Annotated in this window: 18 protein-coding genes and 1 tRNA gene; 16 read left to right on the forward strand and 3 right to left on the reverse strand. The window is 54.0% G+C overall.

What is annotated here, in order from left to right; genetic code table 11:
* Positions 1–29: 29 nt before the first annotated feature.
* From trmD to ACK5LI_RS03110, 16 genes are all read left to right on the forward strand, one after another.
* Positions 30–1307 (forward strand): tRNA (guanosine(37)-N1)-methyltransferase TrmD, encoded by a 1278-nt coding sequence (gene trmD, locus ACK5LI_RS03035; RefSeq protein ID WP_416946159.1) that lies wholly within the window; start codon positions 30–32, stop codon positions 1305–1307.
* 86 nt (positions 1308–1393) lie between these two features.
* Positions 1394–1741 (forward strand): 50S ribosomal protein L19, encoded by a 348-nt coding sequence (gene rplS, locus ACK5LI_RS03040; RefSeq protein ID WP_416946160.1) that lies wholly within the window; start codon positions 1394–1396, stop codon positions 1739–1741.
* Between the two features lie 62 nt (positions 1742–1803).
* Positions 1804–2610 (forward strand): ribonuclease HII, encoded by an 807-nt coding sequence (locus ACK5LI_RS03045; RefSeq protein WP_416946161.1) that lies wholly within the window; start codon positions 1804–1806, stop codon positions 2608–2610.
* Entirely contained in the window at positions 2604–3530 is a 927-nt protein-coding gene (locus ACK5LI_RS03050) for a YraN family protein (protein WP_416946162.1), read from the forward strand. The genes ACK5LI_RS03045 and ACK5LI_RS03050 overlap by 7 nt, the downstream gene beginning before the upstream one ends.
* The gene (rsmI, locus tag ACK5LI_RS03055; protein WP_416946163.1) at positions 3472–4305 is read left to right on the forward strand and encodes a 16S rRNA (cytidine(1402)-2'-O)-methyltransferase; all 834 of its coding nucleotides are present in this window, start codon (positions 3472–3474) and stop codon (positions 4303–4305) included. Before ACK5LI_RS03050 ends, rsmI begins: the two co-directional genes overlap by 59 nt.
* A gap of 1 nt (position 4306) precedes the next feature.
* Positions 4307–5071: a PTS system mannose/fructose/sorbose family transporter subunit IID gene (locus ACK5LI_RS03060; protein ID WP_416946164.1), complete on the forward strand. Its 765-nt coding sequence runs from the start codon at positions 4307–4309 to the stop codon at positions 5069–5071.
* Positions 5072–5154: 83 nt separating this feature from the next.
* On the forward strand, positions 5155–5454 hold the full coding sequence (locus ACK5LI_RS03065) for an HPr family phosphocarrier protein (RefSeq protein ID WP_416946165.1): 300 nt from the start codon (positions 5155–5157) through the stop codon (positions 5452–5454).
* Positions 5455–7233, forward strand: coding sequence for a phosphoenolpyruvate--protein phosphotransferase (gene ptsP, locus ACK5LI_RS03070; RefSeq protein ID WP_416946166.1), 1779 nt, complete (start codon positions 5455–5457; stop codon positions 7231–7233).
* Between the two features lie 41 nt (positions 7234–7274).
* Positions 7275–7745 (forward strand): SsrA-binding protein SmpB, encoded by a 471-nt coding sequence (gene smpB / locus ACK5LI_RS03075; protein ID WP_416946167.1) that lies wholly within the window; start codon positions 7275–7277, stop codon positions 7743–7745.
* 452 nt (positions 7746–8197) lie between these two features.
* On the forward strand, positions 8198–9610 hold the full coding sequence (locus tag ACK5LI_RS03080; protein ID WP_416946168.1) for an FAD-binding oxidoreductase: 1413 nt from the start codon (positions 8198–8200) through the stop codon (positions 9608–9610).
* A gap of 33 nt (positions 9611–9643) precedes the next feature.
* Positions 9644–10411 carry a lipid-binding SYLF domain-containing protein gene (locus tag ACK5LI_RS03085; protein ID WP_416946169.1) on the forward strand — a complete coding sequence of 256 codons (768 nt, stop codon included), beginning with the start codon at positions 9644–9646 and terminating at the stop codon, positions 10409–10411.
* 15 nt (positions 10412–10426) lie between these two features.
* Complete coding sequence (locus ACK5LI_RS03090; RefSeq protein WP_416946170.1) at positions 10427–11791, forward strand: (Fe-S)-binding protein; 1365 nt, start codon at positions 10427–10429, stop codon at positions 11789–11791.
* Between the two features lie 417 nt (positions 11792–12208).
* Positions 12209–12607, forward strand: a complete 399-nt coding sequence (locus ACK5LI_RS03095) for a hypothetical protein (RefSeq protein WP_416946171.1) — start codon at positions 12209–12211, stop codon at positions 12605–12607.
* 611 nt (positions 12608–13218) lie between these two features.
* A complete protein-coding gene (gene secA / locus ACK5LI_RS03100) occupies positions 13219–15801 on the forward strand; it encodes a preprotein translocase subunit SecA (RefSeq protein ID WP_416946172.1) in 2583 nt (860 codons plus the stop codon).
* Positions 15802–16314: 513 nt separating this feature from the next.
* Positions 16315–17490 (forward strand): bifunctional glutamate N-acetyltransferase/amino-acid acetyltransferase ArgJ, encoded by a 1176-nt coding sequence (gene argJ, locus ACK5LI_RS03105; RefSeq protein ID WP_416946173.1) that lies wholly within the window; start codon positions 16315–16317, stop codon positions 17488–17490.
* A 159-nt stretch (positions 17491–17649) separates the two neighbouring features.
* A tRNA-Ser gene (locus tag ACK5LI_RS03110) sits at positions 17650–17743 on the forward strand.
* A 108-nt stretch (positions 17744–17851) separates the two neighbouring features.
* Here ACK5LI_RS03110 and ACK5LI_RS03115 read toward each other — a convergent pair.
* The 3 genes from ACK5LI_RS03115 to ACK5LI_RS03125 all read right to left on the reverse strand — a co-directional run.
* A complete protein-coding gene (locus ACK5LI_RS03115; protein WP_416946174.1) occupies positions 17852–18079 on the reverse strand; it encodes a hypothetical protein in 228 nt (75 codons plus the stop codon).
* A complete protein-coding gene (locus ACK5LI_RS03120) occupies positions 18063–18236 on the reverse strand; it encodes a Com family DNA-binding transcriptional regulator (RefSeq protein WP_416946175.1) in 174 nt (57 codons plus the stop codon). Before ACK5LI_RS03120 ends, ACK5LI_RS03115 begins: the two co-directional genes overlap by 17 nt.
* A gap of 214 nt (positions 18237–18450) precedes the next feature.
* The coding region (locus ACK5LI_RS03125) for a hypothetical protein (protein ID WP_416946176.1) at positions 18451–18679 on the reverse strand (229 nt) is incomplete at its 5' end.

Consider the following 18679-nt stretch of genomic DNA (forward strand, 5'->3'; position numbering starts at 1 on the left):
TGGCATGACCGGCGTTACAAAGGCAAAGCATGCGCTTTAACATAGTCACACTGTTTCCGGAGTATTTCGACTCCCCGCTCGCGTGCGGCCTTATGGGCAAAGCACGCGAAAACGGTCTTGTCGATGTCAACTTCGTAAACCCGCGCGACTTTACTACAGACAAACACCGTACCGTGGATGACCGCCCTTATGGTGGCGGCCCCGGTATGGTCATGATGCCCGGCCCGCTGGCCGATGCACTGCGCAGCCTCCCGCAGGCGGGACGAATTCTGCTTATGGCGCCTAAAGGGCGTCCTTTCACGCAAGCCCTTGCCAAAGAGCTTGCGGCAGAAGAAAACGTCACCGTAATCTGCGGCCGCTACGAAGGCATCGACGCACGGCTTGAGTCAATTTTTCCCATCGAGCCTGTTTCAATGGGCGATTTTGTTCTCAACGGCGGTGAAACTGCAGCCATGGCGGTACTTGAAGCCACAGGCAGGCTGGTTCCGGGGTACATGGGGCACGAAGAATCCGGTGAAGAAGAAAGCTTTTCTTCAGGGCTTCTTGAATATCCCCATTACACCAGACCCGAAGTGTTTGAGGGCCATGAAGTGCCGGAGATACTCCGGTCCGGCGACCACGGCCGCATAGCCCGATGGCGCAGAGATCAGGCGTTAACAACAACTTTGCGCAACAGACCAGATATTTTATGCAACGCAGAGATCGACTATAACGACCTTAAAACACTAAGGAAAATCGACAGAGAAAGACCGGGACGCAATTTATACTGCGCACTGGTTCATTATCCTGTTGTAAATAAAGAAAATAAATCTGTTGCCGTATCTTTGACAAATCTCGATATTCACGATATAGGCCGCTGTTCGTGCACGTTTGGTCTGGGTGGTTACTACATCACCACCCCGATTGAAGACCAAAAACGCCTGCTTGATGGTCTGCTCCGGCACTGGACGGACGGACCGGGTGTAAGCGCAAACCCCGACAGGGGTACAGCACTCCGCCTTGTCCGCGGGGTATCCACTGTAGAGGATGCCATTGCGGATATCGAGCAACGCACGGGGCAACGGCCGACGGTCATCGCCACCAGCGCCCGCGGCGCAGGCGATACCGGATTCGAGTCGGTTCGCAACATGCTGCGAGAAAAACCAGTGCTGCTTCTGTTCGGTACGGCCCACGGGCTGGCGCCGGATGTGCTGGAAAAGTGTGACGGCATCCTGCGGCCGATACGGTCACTTGATGGATACAACCATCTATCGGTGCGTACAGCAGCCGCGATTATTGTGGACAGGGTGCTGGGCGACGCCCTGTAGGGCTGACCACGGCAGTGCCGAAATGTTTCAAACCAGGACGCAAACTCCCTATTGCGGATAAATCAGGTTCCAAGGGGGACACGAATATGAATATCATCAAGAAAATTGAACTCGAACAGATGCGCTTGGACATCCCCAAGTTCAAATCTGGCGACAATGTGAAAGTACACATGCGCATTATCGAAGGTGAAAAAGAGCGTATTCAGGTTTTCCAGGGCAACGTAATTCGCGTTAGCCGTGGTACCACCAACGCAACCTTCACCGTTCGTAAAATGTCGAACGGCGTGGGCGTGGAACGTGTGTTCCCCATGCACTCCCCGTTCATTGACCACATCGAAGTTGTGCAGCAGGGCCGCGTACGCCGTAGCCGTCTGTACTACCTGCGCAACCTCAAGGGTAAAGCTGCTCGTATTAAGCCGCTTAAGACCTGGTAGTCATACGAAGCCAAGAAGGGGGCTGCTTAGGCACGCCCCCTTTTTTTCGTACATACGCCCTTATGGCCGCCCGCAAGAAGCCCGGTTCTGACACCGGCTCATCATCCGGTGCCGGCAGCCAGCAGTCTCTGCTGCCCGAAACCGCACTCCAAGCTGGCTCCTCAGGCCCGCGCGACTCGCTGTACCCTCCCTTTTTTGCCGGCATTGACGAAGCCGGACGAGGCTGTCTGGCCGGGCCTGTCGTTGCTGCGGCTACTATCATGCCTCCCCTGCCGGAAGATGGCGCCGACCCGCTTGCCGGCCCCCTTGCAGGTCTGACTGACTCAAAAAAACTTTCAGAAAAAAAGCGCCTGACACTTGAGCCAGCTATCAAGTGCTGTGCCCTCAGCTGGGGCATCGGCGTTGTATGGCCGTGGGAAATTGACCGCATCAACATACTGCAGGCAACGTATCACGCCATGAGCCGCGCTCTTTTTCATCTGCGCAACGGCAACGGTATTCCCATGCACCAACGCCTGCCGCAACAACCGTCGTTTCTGGCTGTAGACGGCGATAAAACCATCCCGGAACAAGTGCTCTCGTCTGTTGCAGGAATGCAGCTTCCGCAGGAGGCCATCATCGGCGGTGACGGGTGCGTGCGTGCAATATCGGCAGCTTCCGTACTGGCAAAGACCTTCCGTGACAGGCTCATGACCGCGCTGGAGTCCCGATACCCCGGATACGGTTTTGCGGGACATAAAGGCTACGGCACTGCAGCACATATCGCCGCCATCAAAGAGCTGGGGCCTTGCCGCATGCATCGGCTGTCCTTTGCCAAGGTAAAACCTGCAACGGCCCCGCACGCCAACGATCAAAATACATTATGGTAAACCGGAAACGCTCTGCCGCGCCAGCCACAAACAAGGCTACCCCGCAGGCTGAAGCAGATACTCCGGTACGACCAACTGCAACACACCTGCAGACAGGCCAACTGGGAGAGGAAGCGGCAGCTGCCTACCTTTCTGCTAAGGGTATGCGCATACTTGCCCGCAATTGGCGTCATAAGCAGCTGGAATTGGACATCATCGCACGTGATGGCGAAACCGTTGTCTTTGCTGAAGTGAAAACTCGTGATGCTCAGGGCATGGGTTCTCCGCACGAAGCACTTACCCGCAGCAAACGGCAGCGCCTTGCCAAGGCCGCATCGCAGTGGCTTACAGTAAATCAGATGTGGGATCAGCCTTGCCGCTTTGACCTTGTTTGTGTATCCACTGACACTGACAGTAAGTACTGGCATACAGTGACGCTTCAGGATGCACAGGCGGCGGGCGCAAAACAGGGCAAGGCCGAAGCCGGAACAAGCCTCGGCAAAATACCGCTGTTAGCAACTATCACAAATTTTTTTACAGGCCGGAAAGCGGACATCGCTCCTGAAACGCAGCGCAATAACAGCAAGAAGCAGACAAACCTGAGCGACCAAAGCGGTAACCAGATTGAAAACAACATCGGCTGTGTTTGCAACACGGCTGGGCGCGACCGGAAAGGTCCCCCTGCGCATACCGCTGTTGCAGGCGATTCGGTGAACGCCGGCCCGATACAACTGCCGCAATGTAATGTACCGGGCAAAAATTATTCTTCAGAAACCGGCAAAGAGATGTCAGGCACATCACAAAACGACTCAGCTACGGCAGGAGAGCAACAACGCAGCTCTGCCGGTCCGGCACAACTTTTCAGCGTGGAGCATATCCCCGATGCTTTCGAGCTCTCCCAGCCTGTTTGTGGTGGCAACACCGCTTGGCAACCTTGGTGATTTTTCGCCCCGCGCACGTGAAGTGCTGGCCGGTGCAGACATCGTGCTGGCAGAAGACACCCGCCGCACGGCCAATCTGCTGCGTTCTGCCGGAATCGAAGCACGCCTTGTAAGCTGTCACGACCACAATGAAGCGCAGCGCATACCGGAAATGCTGGATGCCATGCGTGACGGTAAAAAATTGGCACTGGTTTCCGATGCCGGTACTCCGCTTTTTTCCGACCCCGGCTACCGGCTGGTCCGTGCGGCCCGCGAAGCAGGGCTTTCAGTCTCTGCCGTACCCGGCCCATCTGCGCCATTGTGCGCACTGGCAGCCAGCGGCATTGCTCCGCAGCCATTTACTTTTTTAGGTTTCGCTCCCCGCAAGCAATCAGAACAAAAAACTTTTTTTGAAGCGTTTGCCCATGCGCCCACCACGCTCATATTTTTTGAGCGTAAAAACAGGCTGCATGCCACGCTGAAAACAGCCTATGATACTCTGGGCCCGAGAGAACTTTGCGTTGCAAGAGAATTGACCAAGGCACATGAGGAGTTTATCCTCTGCCGTCTTGAAGAGTATCAGAACATCCCTGAAGACCTGCTGGGTGAAATCACAGTAGTGGTAGGCCCGCCGGAACAGGAAGCAACGCTCGACGCCGAAGCGATCCAGACGATCATTGCCGATGAGATGAGACTTGGCGGCAAGCCGCGCGAAGTAGCCCGCAGAGTGGCAGACCGCGCCCCCGGCTGGAGCGTGAAAGAAATTTACGAAGTAATGAAGGATTTACGGCCCTGACATGACCATTGATGCCCGCACCCTGCTCCGCTGTTTTTTGCGTACCTACACTGTGGGTGCCGCATTCAACACGCGCGGCATGCAGAACATCGGGCTTGTTCATGCCATGGAGCCGGGACTTGCAGTCATATATCCCGATCCGGCAAAGCGGCGCGAAGCACGCAAGCGATACATCCGGCACTATAACACGCATCCTTTCTGGACACCGTTACTGGTTGGAACATTTTTATCGCTTGAAATGCACATTGCCGCGCAGACGTTTCCGCCCCAGATGTTGCGGAACCTGAAAGACACGACAACGTATACGCTTTCAGCCATCGGCGATTCTGTTTTTGGCGGCACCATGCTGGTATCATGGTCGCTTGCCACATGCTGTCTGCTTGTTTCGGGATACGAAACCGCAGCGTTCGCGCTGGGACTAACGCTGTTTACGCTGCTGCAGCTGTTTAAATTTTTCACCTTCATTGCAGGACTGCGTGAAGGCCTGAAGGTGCTGAACAGACTGAAAAGCTGGAACCTCATCAACTGGGGCGAACGGCTGAAAGCGGCGAATGCCGTGCTGGCAGGAGTTCTTTTATGGCTGCTCTTTCCGGCACATGACAAACCCGTACTGTGGGCCGCGGCAGTTGCATCGCTGGGGCTTTTTGCCGTGCTCATAGGCAGACTGGGGCTGTCTCGCATGCTCCTGTTATTTATCTTTACTGCGGTTATACTGGCGCTGCCTTTTGCCTCCGCGTATGTTCCCGTAGAGTGGCAACTGTTTTAGAGGCGTTCAGGAAGTTATTTTACGTTACGATTATCGGCAACCGCCGGATATCATATAGCATTCATGCTGGAGGAACCTCTCCCGTGCAGGAAGAGATTCGCGAAATAGAAGACGGACTGTGCCTAACAGTGCGCGTTGCCAACGAACAGGGGCTGCATGCCCGCCCTGCTGCAAGGCTTGTAAAAGAGGCTTCGCGGTTCACAGCGCGCATTATGCTGGTTACAGACGACACCGAAGTAGACGCAAAATCCATTCTGGATATTTTATCACTGGCTGCCGCCAAGGGCACCGCGCTGGAGTTGCGTGCCAGCGGTCCTGACGCCCGTGAAGCTCTGGCTCATCTGGCAGCCACGTTTGCCAACCGCTTTCGTGAGGACGTGTAAGTGGCCCGTCTCATTCTCCACGGCATTCCAGTTTCAGCCGGTATTTCCATAGGCAAAGTTTTTTTTGCCTGGCGCGACAACATAAGCAGTCTGCCTCGCGGCATTGTGGCTCCCGGAGCCGCACAAAGCGAGGTGGAACGGCTGCAGGCCGCTATGGAAGTCGTGCAGAATGAACTTGCGCAGGCCCGTGACCGCGTTCCAGCGGAACTGAAAGATCAGGCTGCCATTATTGATTCACATCTGCTTATCGCCGCAGACCCCAAACTGATCAAAGACGCCTCGCGTCGTATTCTGGAGCAGAACATCACTGCCGAATGGGGGCTGGAACAGGCGGTTGAAGGGATCGCCGTTGCGTTCAGCAACATAGAAGATCCTTACATCCGCGAGCGCGTGCAAGACGTCCGCGTGGTAGCAGACCGGATTTACAAGCGCCTCATGGGGGCTTCACACAGCCTTAAGCGGCCTTTTCAGGAACGTATGGTTCTGATGGCGCACGACCTGACTCCCGCGGACACCATTGAGCTGCCGCTGGACAAAATCATGTCGTTTGCCACCAGCGAAGGTGGCAAAACCAGCCATACCGGCATTCTTGCCCGCAGTATGCTGATTCCTGCGGTGGTAGGCGTCAGCAATCTGGAAGACAACATCAACGATGGCGAGCTGGTTATTGTCGATGCGCTTCGCGGCCTTATTATTGTCGATCCCAACGAAGACGAGCTTGCAGACTATACTGAACTTAAATTTCAGTTTGAGGCGTACCAGAAAGCGGTACACCGTGAATGCCGCCTGCCTGCGGAAACCGTTGACGGCTACCGCGTAGAAGTGGACGCCAACATTGAAATGACCGAAGAAGTCGCACAGGTCATCGACAGCGGCGGTGAAGGTGTGGGACTTTACCGTACCGAATATGCGTACCTCAGCAGAACAAAGCTGCCCACTGAAGACCAATTGTACGAAGAATACTCCGAGCTTGCCTCCATCATGGCACCCAGCAAGGTCATTTTCCGCACGCTGGATGTAGGCGCAGACAAAATGCTGACCGAACAGAGCCTGATGCAGGAACAGAACCCTGCACTGGGCCTGCGTGCCATCCGTTACTGCCTGCGCAATATCGATGTTTTTAAAAACCAGCTTCGGGCTATTCTGCGTGCCAGTGTTCACGGCAACGTGGCACTGATGTTTCCCATGATTTCTGGCCTGCAGGAAATCAGACAGGCCAAGATGATCCTGAACGAAGTGCGCATGGAGCTTGACCGCGCCCACCAGCCGTACAACCCCAACATGCCTGTCGGCATCATGATCGAGCTGCCTTCCGCAGTGCTGATTGCAGACTCGCTGGCGCAGGAAGTGGACTTTTTCAGCATCGGAACCAATGACCTTATTCAGTACTCACTGGGTATCGACCGTGGCAACCGCCATGTTTCATACCTGTACCAGCCGTTGCATCCGGCCATTGTACGTTCTATCAAGTACGTGGTAGACGCGGCGCACAGAGAAGGCATAGAAGTATCCGTTTGCGGCGAAGTGGCGGCAGACCCGTACTGCATTCCCATTCTGCTGGGCATGCAGATTGACTCAATCTCCATTGCTCCACAGTCTATTCCGGGTATCAAGCGCATAATCCGCCGCACCAACATGGAAGAATGCAAAACCCTGCTCAACGAAGTGCTGCGCACCGCCACAGTGTCGCGCATCAACCGCGTTGTGAAGGATACAATTTTCAAACAGTTCCCCGAAGAACTCACGTTCTATTCATCGCTGATTGATTACGACGACTAGAACGCTGAAACCAGAGCAGTTTTTATTACCGGACCTCACTAATGACCAAAAAGAAGAACTCCAGCGGTGGTCCCATCATCGCTCAGAATAAAAAAGCCAGACACCTCTACGAACTGCTCGAATTTTTTGAAGCAGGCATTGTGCTAGTAGGCACAGAGGTAAAAAGTCTGCGTGCCGGACAGGTTTCGTTCACAGACAGCTACGTGCACATCAGTAACGGTGAAGCGTGGCTTCTGGGAACACATATTGCTCCGTACGCCAATGCCGGGTACGTGCAGCACGACCCTGACCGCGACCGCAAGCTGCTTCTTAACGCACGTGAAATCCATACCCTGCGAAGCCGCATCGAGCAAAAAGGACTGACCATTGTTCCTGTGAAGATGTATTTTAAAAACTCCCGCGTGAAGGTGGAAATTGCTGTCGGACGCGGTAAAAAACTGCACGACAAGCGACAGGACATCAAACAGCGCGATGTAGACAGAGAAACGCGCAGAGAAATCATGAACAAATAGTTCACACAGCGCGCCGCGGCAAAACGCAACGGCGCGCTTTTTCTATGTGCTGAAGTAATGAAAAGCGCTTGCCGTTCCGGTGCCAATTGACCTGAAAAACGATGACGGCACTATGTTGCTGCCAGCGTTTCAAAACGCGGCGCCAGCTCTGGGCATCTCGTTATCCTCGAAGGCCCCCTTCGTAGAACACCAAGTAGCAATGATTCTGATCCGGTCAAATTTCAGAATAAATTATTCCGGCAAGGCTACATAAAAAGTGCCACCGTACCGTCTGCCGCTTGGTTCGGCTGGCTGCTCTGCCCGCTGCGGCTCAGAACCAAAGCAACATTTGCCCTCTGCCACGCCTGCCGCAGCAGACAAATCTTTTATACGGGCAAACTCTTTACATCCGGTGCGCACAGATTAACACTGTTCCACAAGTTTTCTTACATAACCCGAGCGGAGCCATCCTCATGACTGCCCATACTGACAGGCACTTTTCTTTTCTTTCAGACCTTTTTCCTGATGGCGACTGTCTGATTCAGCCAGAGGAACTGCTTGTATTCGGTACCGACGCCAGCCGTCTGGAAGGTACTCCGCTGGCAGTTGTCCGCCCCCGCAATCGCAGCCAGATTGAAGAGCTGCTGCGCTATGCCCAGACAGAACGAATCCCGTTATATCCCAGAGCCCGCGCCACAAATGTTGTAGGTGCCTGCGTTCCCGCTGACCCGCGCAGCAAAGATGCGGCTCCCCGCGGGATTGTAGTCTCCACCCTGCTTATGGACAAAGTTCTGGAAGTATCAGCCGATGACTTTGTTGCCGTTGTCCAGCCGGGGGTCATCACGCGTAACCTGCAGCAGCGTGTAGAAGCGCAGAACCTTTTTTACCCTCCCGACCCTGCCAGCCTGAATATTTCGACCATCGGCGGCAATGTTGCCACCTGTGCAGGCGGCATGTGTGCACTCAAGTACGGCGTTACCCGCGAATATGTGCTTGGTATGGAAGCCGTTCTCCCGGGGGGCAAAGTACTTCGCACCGGCGGCCGCTGTCATAAAAATGTTGTCGGGCTTGATCTGGTACGCCTGATGACTGGCAGCGAGGGTACGCTGGGCATCATGAGCGAAATTACGCTTAAACTGCTGCCAAAGCCGGAAGCCAACGCATCCGTGCTTGCCGGTTTTGCCGATATGGAACGGGCGACTGCGGCCATCCGCAGCGTGTTTCGTGCGGGCATGTTACCCGCAGCGCTTGAATTTATGGGACCGGAGACTCTGGATTGTCTTTCGCTGCTGCAAACACCGCCATGGCCCGACAATGTACGTGCGGCCCTGCTTTTCCGGCTGGATGGCAGTACGGAAATGCTGCAGGCCGAACGTGCAAAACTGGAAAAAGCTCTCTGTGCCGACTCCGGTCATGCTCCCATCTGGCAAGCAGGCGGCAGCGGCTCTAAGGAAGAAGAACCGTTGTGGGAAATGCGCCGCAGCATCAACCCCGCATCGTACCTTGTGGCACCAGATAAAATCAGCGACGATGTAACGGTACCGCGAGGAGCATTACTTACTGCGCTCACCCGCATCAGAGCTGTCGGCAGACAACGGGGGCTTACCATCCTTACTTTCGGACATGTGGGCGATGGCAATATTCACGTCAACATCATGCACGACAAGTCGCAGGAAGGCGTACGGGAAAACGCTCTTGCAGCCAAAAAAGAAGTGATGCAGATCGTGCTGTCGCTGGGCGGCACCCTGTCCGGTGAGCATGGTGTAGGGTTGACCAAGGCACCGTACGTGGACAGTCAGCTTTCATCCGTAGAACGTGAACTTATGCGCGGAATAAAGCAGACGTTTGATCCTGCCGACATCATGAACCCCGGCAAGGCTTACTAGGCGGCTTCACTGCCGCAAGCATCAGGAGCAGCCATGACTCTATCCCGCATCAAAACACCACGCCGCATGTATTTCCGTCCTACGACAGCACTGCTGTTTATCCTGAGCACAGTTCTGCTGCTGTCCGGCTGTATAACGTCAAAGGGCACTCTGCCCCTGAAGGCTGACGGCACCTATGAGCAGGAAATGATTGACGACGGGGTGCAAACCCTTGCCATGTTCATGGGGCCTGATTCGCCAAAGCCGGTGCGCATGTATCTGGAACAGGCAAAAGGGGTACTGCTGGTGCCCTCGCTTATCAACGGCGGGTTCATTTTCGGCGTTCGCGGCGGTACGGGGTTGCTCTTTGCCAGAGGACCGGCAGGAGACTGGAGCGCGCCCGTTTTTATGAACATCAGCGGGGCAAGCTTCGGCTTTCAGGCCGGTGCACAACAAGCCGCAGTGCTTATGGCGTTTATGACAGATGAAGCGCTGAAGGCTGCGCTGTATGACAACGGTTCCGCCAGTGTGCAGGCTTCTGTTGCCGCTGGCCCCACAGGCACCGGCGACGAGTACTCCACACTCACCCGCTTCCAGCGGGACGATATTTTTTACGCGGCCATGAATCAGGGCTTTTACTTTGGCGGCACAGTTCAGGTTGCTTCCATGTCACCACGCAAGCCCATGAATGCCGTCTACTATGGCCCTGATGCTACAGTACAAGGCATTCTCTTTGACCGGACCTTTGATAATTCCGGCACCCACACACTGCGCATGCATCTGGATAACGCCTCGTACGGGCTGGATGTTCAGGATTACTAAAAAGACAACACCACAATGAATGCAAATACACCTGCCAAAGACTGTATACTCTGCGGTCGCTGCCTTGATGTCTGCCCGATTTTTCTTGCTTCCGGCAAAGAGGAACTTTCGCCCAAAGCAAAGCATCAGCTTTTCAAAGCGTTAAAACACTCGCCAGACAGACTAAAGGAGCTGCCTGCCCGTAAACTTGCGGACCTGTGTGTATCATGCGGCAGGTGTGAAAAAGCCTGCCCGCAGGGCCTTTCCGTTCCGCAGGTACTGGGCACGGTTCGTGCGCAGCACCCCGCATGGCACCAATGGATGTGGCAACGCTGGATTACGAAAGGAAACATATTATGGCCGGCTGTTGCTTCGCTGGGCGGGCTCGCCCCGAAGGGATTATTGCCACAGAACATGCGCCCCATGCTCACCAAAATGGAAGCCATGCGCGACTCCGCACCGGAACCTTGGTTTCGCATTGCAGAATATCCCGACAGCATGCAGCGCCGCCCTGTTATGCTCTTTTCCGGCTGCACAGCGCGTCGTATCCGCCACCGCTGGAGCGCCAGCGCAGCAGAGCTGCTGACCAAAGCGGGTCTGCCGCCCGTGGCAGAAGCAGACTTCACCTGTTGCGGCTGCACACTGGAACATGCAGGTATACCGCAAGCTGCCGCCACGGCACGAAAACACAATGTTGAAGTCTGGAAAAAAGCCGGTAAGCCTTTGCTGGTAACATTTTGCGCGACATGCAACCATGGCCTGCAAGCTTACACAGCGGATGCAAGCCTTTGGGAAGAAAACAACACTACGCATCCCCCCGCGACTTGCGGAAAAAATCAGCAGCATCCGAGTGCGCAGGAGTGGACAGAATCCATTATACCGCTTTCAAAACTGCTTGCCGGATGCATTCTGCAACCGACGCAAAATGCACCGGACGGATTCCGCTATCACCAGCCGTGCCATGCTCCGCGTAGTAACGATCCCGATATTTCATTGCTCAAAGTGGCAGTCCTGAATACCCCTGAAACAACGCTCCATGGTATTACAACCCGCCAATGCTGCGGCATGGGCGGCGTAATGCAACTTGCCGCCCCCTCCCTGTGCGGCACAGTAAACGACGCCTGCTGGGCAGCGTTAAACTGCCTGCAACCTGCTGAAAGCCATTCAGAGAATTCAACATATTCTTCGGCTTCCTCTTCGGACAACATGGCAGAGATTCCCACTTCAGGCCTTCCCGAAAGTCAGCCCGAAAGGGCACAGCAGGAAAGAGACGTCAACAACCGGCAAAATCACACACCATCACCTGTGCTGACAGGTTGCTCAGGTTGCACCCTGCAACTGGCAGGAACAGCCCCGGACGGAGTTCGCGTCCATCACTGGCTGGATATCATCAAGCCATAACCAGAGATTATACAGCACAAAGCGCCCTGCCGCTTCGGCAGGGCGCTTTGCTTTGTCTTCCTCTCAGTCTGTTCTGTCCGCATCAGCTTATGTACTACCGCCTATTAAAAACTATGTTCCGCACGCGGTATGCAGCTTCACCATTCAGCTCTTTTTTATACATTCCCAGACACTGTGAAATGAAAAATATAACGCGACGCACAGTCGTGATATTTCAGTCTGGTACAAACGCACAAAAAATACAGATGCAGCAATCACCATAAATAACAGTCACTCAAACGTAACAACAAAAGCATTATATCAGCCTTGACACCGTACTCCAAAGGACTAAGGTCAGATAAGATGGATACACAGCCCTAATTACATATGGCGCCCCCCAGAATATATAACGCCGCAACAATCAACAGGAGAAGTACCATGAAAAAGCATCCGGCCTCGCCCCCCAGCCGCCCCCCCATTGTGCACAACGACGACGAGTCGTTGGCCATCGGTCTGCTTACTCCGGAAGCACCAGCCTCTTCCGAGGGCGTCGACACGTTGTCTGTCATTCCCCCCACCTCCGTTCCCGTGTCTGTCCAACCCAAGCGCCTCTGCAAGGGGTCATACTTTCTCAGCACCCTGCACATCAGCCAGCAACAGGCTATGGTCACCAAAGTTTATGGTGACTCGGAAGACCAGCAGGATATGGACGACGACGCATCGGCAGAACTTGCATCTGTTTTTGCGCCTCAAGCTGCACGTATTGCGAAACCGCATTCGGCGGTTCTTGGCAGTGTGGCGGCCAGCCGTACAAAATCAGACATCTCTCGTTCCTGATACGCTACGAACCTGCACCGCCGGATAAATAATAAATATCAGCTCTTTGGAGCAGCACTTCCTTGCGCCCATACTGCATCGTTCCCGCGCGTCATATGCGGGTTCGAACAGTGCGCCCCTACCCCAGAGGCACTCAATCATACGGCAACAGAATAGTGTTGCGAGCGGCATCCAGAAAAAAGCCCGTTAAAGGCACATTTCTCATGTGCCTGCGGGAAGGCTTCAGCGGGGATGGCCATCACCATCAAAGCCCCCGTTGGTAACTATATAACATCCTGACAATTTAAACTTTTAACAAACAGCGTTCCCTTCGTACCGGACATACCGCTATATCCTAGGCCGCTGGGTTGCAATGTTTACGCTTGACGTCTGACATTGCGTTCTTATCCTGTTTCAATTACCAATTTCTGGTTGAACAATGTGCTGCCACCGCCTTGCCGATTGCAGCATGTCAGGCTTCAGACAATTATCCTGCCTGCAGCCATTACACAGTTTTTATCGGCACAGCCGTTACGGTCCAGCCATCGCAGCCTGTCCGGCAAGCGTCATAGAACCGTAACAGCGTATATGCACTATGTGCCGAATACATACATCCGCCAGCGGGAGACAGAATGCTCGGTTCCATTGTCAAAAAAGTTTTCGGTTCCAAAAACGACCGTTATCTCAAATCCCTCAATCCCATCCTCAAGCAAATCAACGAGCTGGAAGAGCAAATAAGCCAGATGTCCGATGAGGCGCTTGCCGCCCGTATGGCGGAACTGCGCACAGAAGTGGCTGCAGGTACTTCGCTTGACTCTATCCTGCCCGAAGTTTTTGCCATGGTGCGTGAAGCAGGCAAACGTGCGCTGGGTATGCGGCATTACGATGTCCAGATGGTGGGCGGCATTGCGCTGCACTCCGGAAAAATTGCAGAAATGCGCACCGGTGAAGGTAAAACGCTGGTTGCAACGCTGCCCGCAGTGCTTAACGCGCTTACCGGCAAAGGTGTGCACCTGATTACCGTCAACGACTATCTTGCCCGTCGTGACGCAGAGTGGATGGGAAAACTTTACAACTTTCTCGGCCTTTCCGTCGGCGTCATCGTGCATGGTCTTACAGACGAACAACGCCGCGAGGCCTACGCTGCGGACATCACTTACGGAACCAACAACGAGTTCGGCTTCGACTATCTGCGCGACAACATGAAGTTCTACAAAGAGCAACTTGTACAGCGCCCGCACCACTTTGCCATTGTGGACGAAGTGGACTCCATTCTTATCGACGAAGCAAGAACTCCGCTTATTATCTCCGGTCCGTCCGACGAATCCACCGGCATGTACCGCCGTGTAAACGACATTATACCTCGTCTGAAACGTGACACGCACTTTACCGTAGATGAAAAAGCCCGCGCCGCAGCCTTGACTGACGAAGGCGTGCAGGAAGCTGAAAAGCTGCTGGGTCTTGAAAACCTGTATGACCCGCAGAACATCACATTCCAGCACCACATTCTGCAGGCTTTGAAGGCTCACAGCATTTTCCAGCGAGACGTCGACTACATTGTCAAAGACGATCAGGTAGTCATCGTCGACGAATTCACAGGTCGTCTGATGCCTGGCCGCCGTTTCTCCGATGGTCTGCATCAGGCACTGGAAGCAAAGGAAGGCGTGAAGGTTGAAGCGGAAAACCAGACCCTCGCTTCCATCACTTTCCAGAACTATTTCCGTATGTACGACAAGCTGAGCGGCATGACAGGTACGGCAGACACTGAAGCTGTCGAATTCCAGCAGATTTATGAGCTTGAGGTGGTAAATATTCCCACCAACAAGCCCATGGTAAGAAAAGACCAGCCGGACTCCATTTACCGGACCCGTGCAGAAAAATTCAACGCCATAGTTGAAGAAATCGCACGGCTGCATAAAAAAGGGCAGCCCGTTCTGGTTGGTACCATTTCCATCGAAACTTCTGAGCTGATTGCCGGCATGCTGAAGAAAAAAGGCGTACCCCATAACGTGCTGAACGCAAAACAGCACGAAAAAGAAGCAGAAATCGTTGCTGAAGCCGGTCAGCTAGGCAAAGTGACCATCGCCACCAACATGGCAGGCCGCGGTACCGACATTGTACTGGGCGAAGGTGTGCCCGAAGCTGGCGGCCTGTGCATTCTGGGTACCGAACGCCACGAATCGCGACGGATCGACAACCAGTTGCGTGGTCGTGCCGGTCGTCAGGGTGACCCCGGTGAATCACGCTTCTTCCTTTCACTGGAAGATGACCTGCTGCGCCTCTTTGGTTCCGAACGTATCTCCGGCCTTATGGAAAAGCTGGGCATGCAGGAAGGCGAACCCATTGAGAACACCATGGTTTCCCGCGCCATTGAAAACGCCCAGAAGCGTGTGGAAGGCCACAACTTTGAAATCCGTAAAACGCTGCTTGATTATGACAACGTAATGAACCAGCAACGTGAAGTTATCTATAGCCTTCGCCGCGACACCATGATGACCGAAGATCTTGAACCCACGGTTCACGAATTCCTCGGTGACATCATCGACGATGTTTACGAGCCTGTCGAAATGGCCAAAGGCAAAGCGCTGGACGAAGAGACTCAGGCTGGCATCGCTGCCCGTCTGGAAGAAACGTTCTTCATCTCCCGAGTGTACCCGCAACTTGCAGTAACAAGCGGCGATGAACAAAAGAGCCTGCCCGAGCTGCCCTCTGCCGAGGAAATCCAGAAGGCTGTCGAAGGGATGCTGGACAGGCTAAAAGCTGATGCCGGCCCTGTATACGGCGATATTCTGCGTTATTTCCTGCTGGAAGAACTGGACCGCAACTGGAAAGAGCATCTGCTGAACATGGACCACCTGCGCGACGGTATCGGCCTGCGTGGTTACGGTCAGCGTGACCCCAAGCAGGAATACAAGCGCGAAGGTTTTGCCCTGTTTCAGGGTATGTTGTGGAGCATCAAGGAAAGCGTGTTCCGCGCGCTTACCCGTCTGCGTCTGCAGCGCGTTGAAGAGATGCCTGCGCAGGAAGAGACTGAAGGCATGCAGGAAGCAAAAGCAACCGAGCTGCGTCACAAGGAACAACCTTCTGAACTGTCTTATTCCGGCGGAGAAGAAGAATCCGGCAAAACTCCTGCACGCCGTGCTGCCCCCAAGGTTGGCAGAAACGACCCTTGCCCCTGCGGCAGCGGCAAAAAATACAAAAAGTGCTGTGGCTAACACCGCATTTTTTCCCGAAACTACAAGGCAGAAGCATATCGCTTCTGCCTTTTTTCATGCTGTGCCCGCCAGCACACAAGGCGCTATGGCAGGGCCTTTGAATAATGCATAACGGTTTGCAAAGTCAGAACAAACAAAGGAACCCGATTGGGTAGCGATTCAGCGCACACCAAATGGGCTGAAAAAGCTGATAACAGCACACCTTCCATAACTAGCCATCAAGTACCGCCACTCTTTATTCTTACCTGTCACACAAGCTAGTATCGGCAAAGTGTTCATGTCTAGTGAACCAGTTCAAGGCTGCGGCATATACAATCTGTTCGTCCCCCAAAAACGGCACTCTTAGCACTTAAGACCATGTTAGCCCTCCCCTGCACACATTCTGCCACATCTTGCGTTCTGCACCTCTTGCGCAAACAATAAGTTACGGGCAAACTATCCTCCTGCTCCGGTTAGGAAAATGTAGCGGAGCCAGCCGTTTTTCAACACAGTGCAACCATATAAGGCCTTAGCATGACCGCCATTAAAGGATTTTCTTTTGCCGCAGTACCTGCCGGTTTTAAAAAGGCCGACAGGCTCGATCTGGGCCTCATTGTGAGTGAACGCCCTGCAAGCGCTGCAGGAGTTTTCACAACCAACCTGTTCAAAGCTGCCCCCGTAATAGTAGCCATGGAAGCGGTAGCCTCCGGCACTGCTCAGGCTATTGTCATTAACTCCGGTCAGGCAAATGCATGCACCGGCGCTGAAGGTCTGGAAAACTGCCGTACCACGCTACGACTGCTTTCTGAAGCTACAGGCATTCCGGCATCAGCTATTTTACCCGCATCCACAGGCGTTATCGGACAGCAACTAAAAATGGATCTGTGGCGCACCACCGTGCCCGCTCTAGCGAAAAATCTGGGCAACTCCACGCTGGACGACTTTGCCCGTGCTATCATGACCACTGACAGCTTTCCGAAAACAGCCACCGCGACAGTCAACCTTGCCGGCGGGCAGGTGACGCTGGCGGGTGTTGCCAAAGGTGCAGGCATGATCTGCCCGACAATGGCAACCATGCTTTCCGTACTGCTGTGCGACGCAGATGTTCCCACCGATACGTGGCAGCAGATGTTCCGCACTGCTGTGGCAGAGTCTTTCAACCGCGTGACTGTTGACGGAGACACGTCGACAAACGATACGGTATTCGGCCTTGCAAACGGCGCGTCCGGCGTAAAAGTGCTGCCCGAAGAACTGCCCCTGTTGCAGCAGGCGGTAACAGCCCTTATGAGCGACCTAGCCTACATGCTGGTGCAAGACGGCGAAGGCGCAACAAAGGTGCTGCGTATCAATGTGCAGGGCGCTACGGACACTCTTGATGCAGAAAAGGCCGCAAGAACGGTTGGTCATTCGCAGTTGGTGAAAACGGCCTTCTACGGCAAGGACGCCAACTGGGGCCGCATTGTGGCGGCATTGGGACGCTCCGGCGCAAAGTTTAATCCGGATGGTGTAAGTGTTACCATCAGCGGAGTAACCATTTTTAAAGATGGCGCTCCAACGGATATTGACGCCGATGCACTGCTCAAAGAGCCTTTAGAGCAGATTGATATCAATGTGGATATCAAATTGGGGTCCGGCAGCGGCACGTATACTTTGCTGGCATCTGACCTGACTCATGAATACGTCAGTATCAATGCGGACTACCGCACCTGATAACAGCACCGCTGGCACTTGCGATAACAAGCTTATGCGCGGATAGTTTTTTTCCTAAAAAATGCCCTCCAAGCTTGACACCTGCGCTGCCAGTGGGTAAACACACACCTCGCGCATTCAGGTTATTCCCGAACGCGCCTACGAAGTATCGAAAATCACGGTGAGGTGTCCGAGCTGGCCGAAGGAGCTCGCCTGCTAAGCGAGTATACGCCTTAAAAGCGTATCGAGGGTTCAAATCCCTCCCTCATCGCCATATCAAAGAAAAGCAGCATGTTAGCCAAAAACGACATGCTGCTTTTCTCTTTTTATCTACTTTTCACTTCGTCAATGGCACCCAAAATGGCACCCGTTTGCCAACGTTTTATTTCCACAGCGCCAGCTCATGCTGGTTGTCCAACCTTTCGCACGCAACCCCATAATACCCCTTATCCATCTCAACGCCAATGAACTTTCGGCCTGTAGATAACGCTGCCGCCCCTGTCGAATACGGCGGATCGGTCAGAATACAATCAACACTTTCAGTAGGCATCTGCATCATAACACGCAGGGAGTCACCTATATATAATGTTGCATCACCGATTATTTTCAACTCGTTTCTCCGAGTGAGCCTCGCGGGCTTCTCGGCTGGGACGTGTAGTCCTCACTAGATTCATGGTGCCGCACCGGCGGCACTTGATTTCCAACTCTCGTACATCCCCCTTTGCCAGCAGCCTGTTACATTGACCGCACCGAATTTCTTGTCTCATTTTTTGTTGCTTCTTTCCATGCCCCTTGGATACAACCCTCCCTAGTCTGATCAGACGAATGGAGCAGCGGGTTATCTCTACTGAATGATTCTAGTCATTCAGGGGGCCGTGGTGCGGTGGTGCTACACCGCGTCAGTGGGGGTGCTCATACACCCCCGCCTGTTCCTCTGCAAAGGATCGGGCTGTACAAATAGTGCAGCCCGATTTCTTGTTTTTACAACTCAAGGCGCTCAGTTATGACAAACCCGCCAAGCTCTGCGTCAGGGGTAGCGGCTAACTCTTCCTCTTTGGCCTTTTGCCAAGCATAAGCTGCTTCAAGGTGTGCAGCCCCTGCGGTGTACACCCGCTCAAACAAAGCCTTGTCCAGAGTTTCCCACACGCCGGTGCTGGCCTTCCAGTCTTTCACCATATATGCCGCGTCTGCCGCAAATTTGAGAGCAACC

This window comes from Oleidesulfovibrio sp. (assembly GCF_047973035.1).
Classification (GTDB): Bacteria; Desulfobacterota; Desulfovibrionia; order Desulfovibrionales; family Desulfovibrionaceae; genus Oleidesulfovibrio.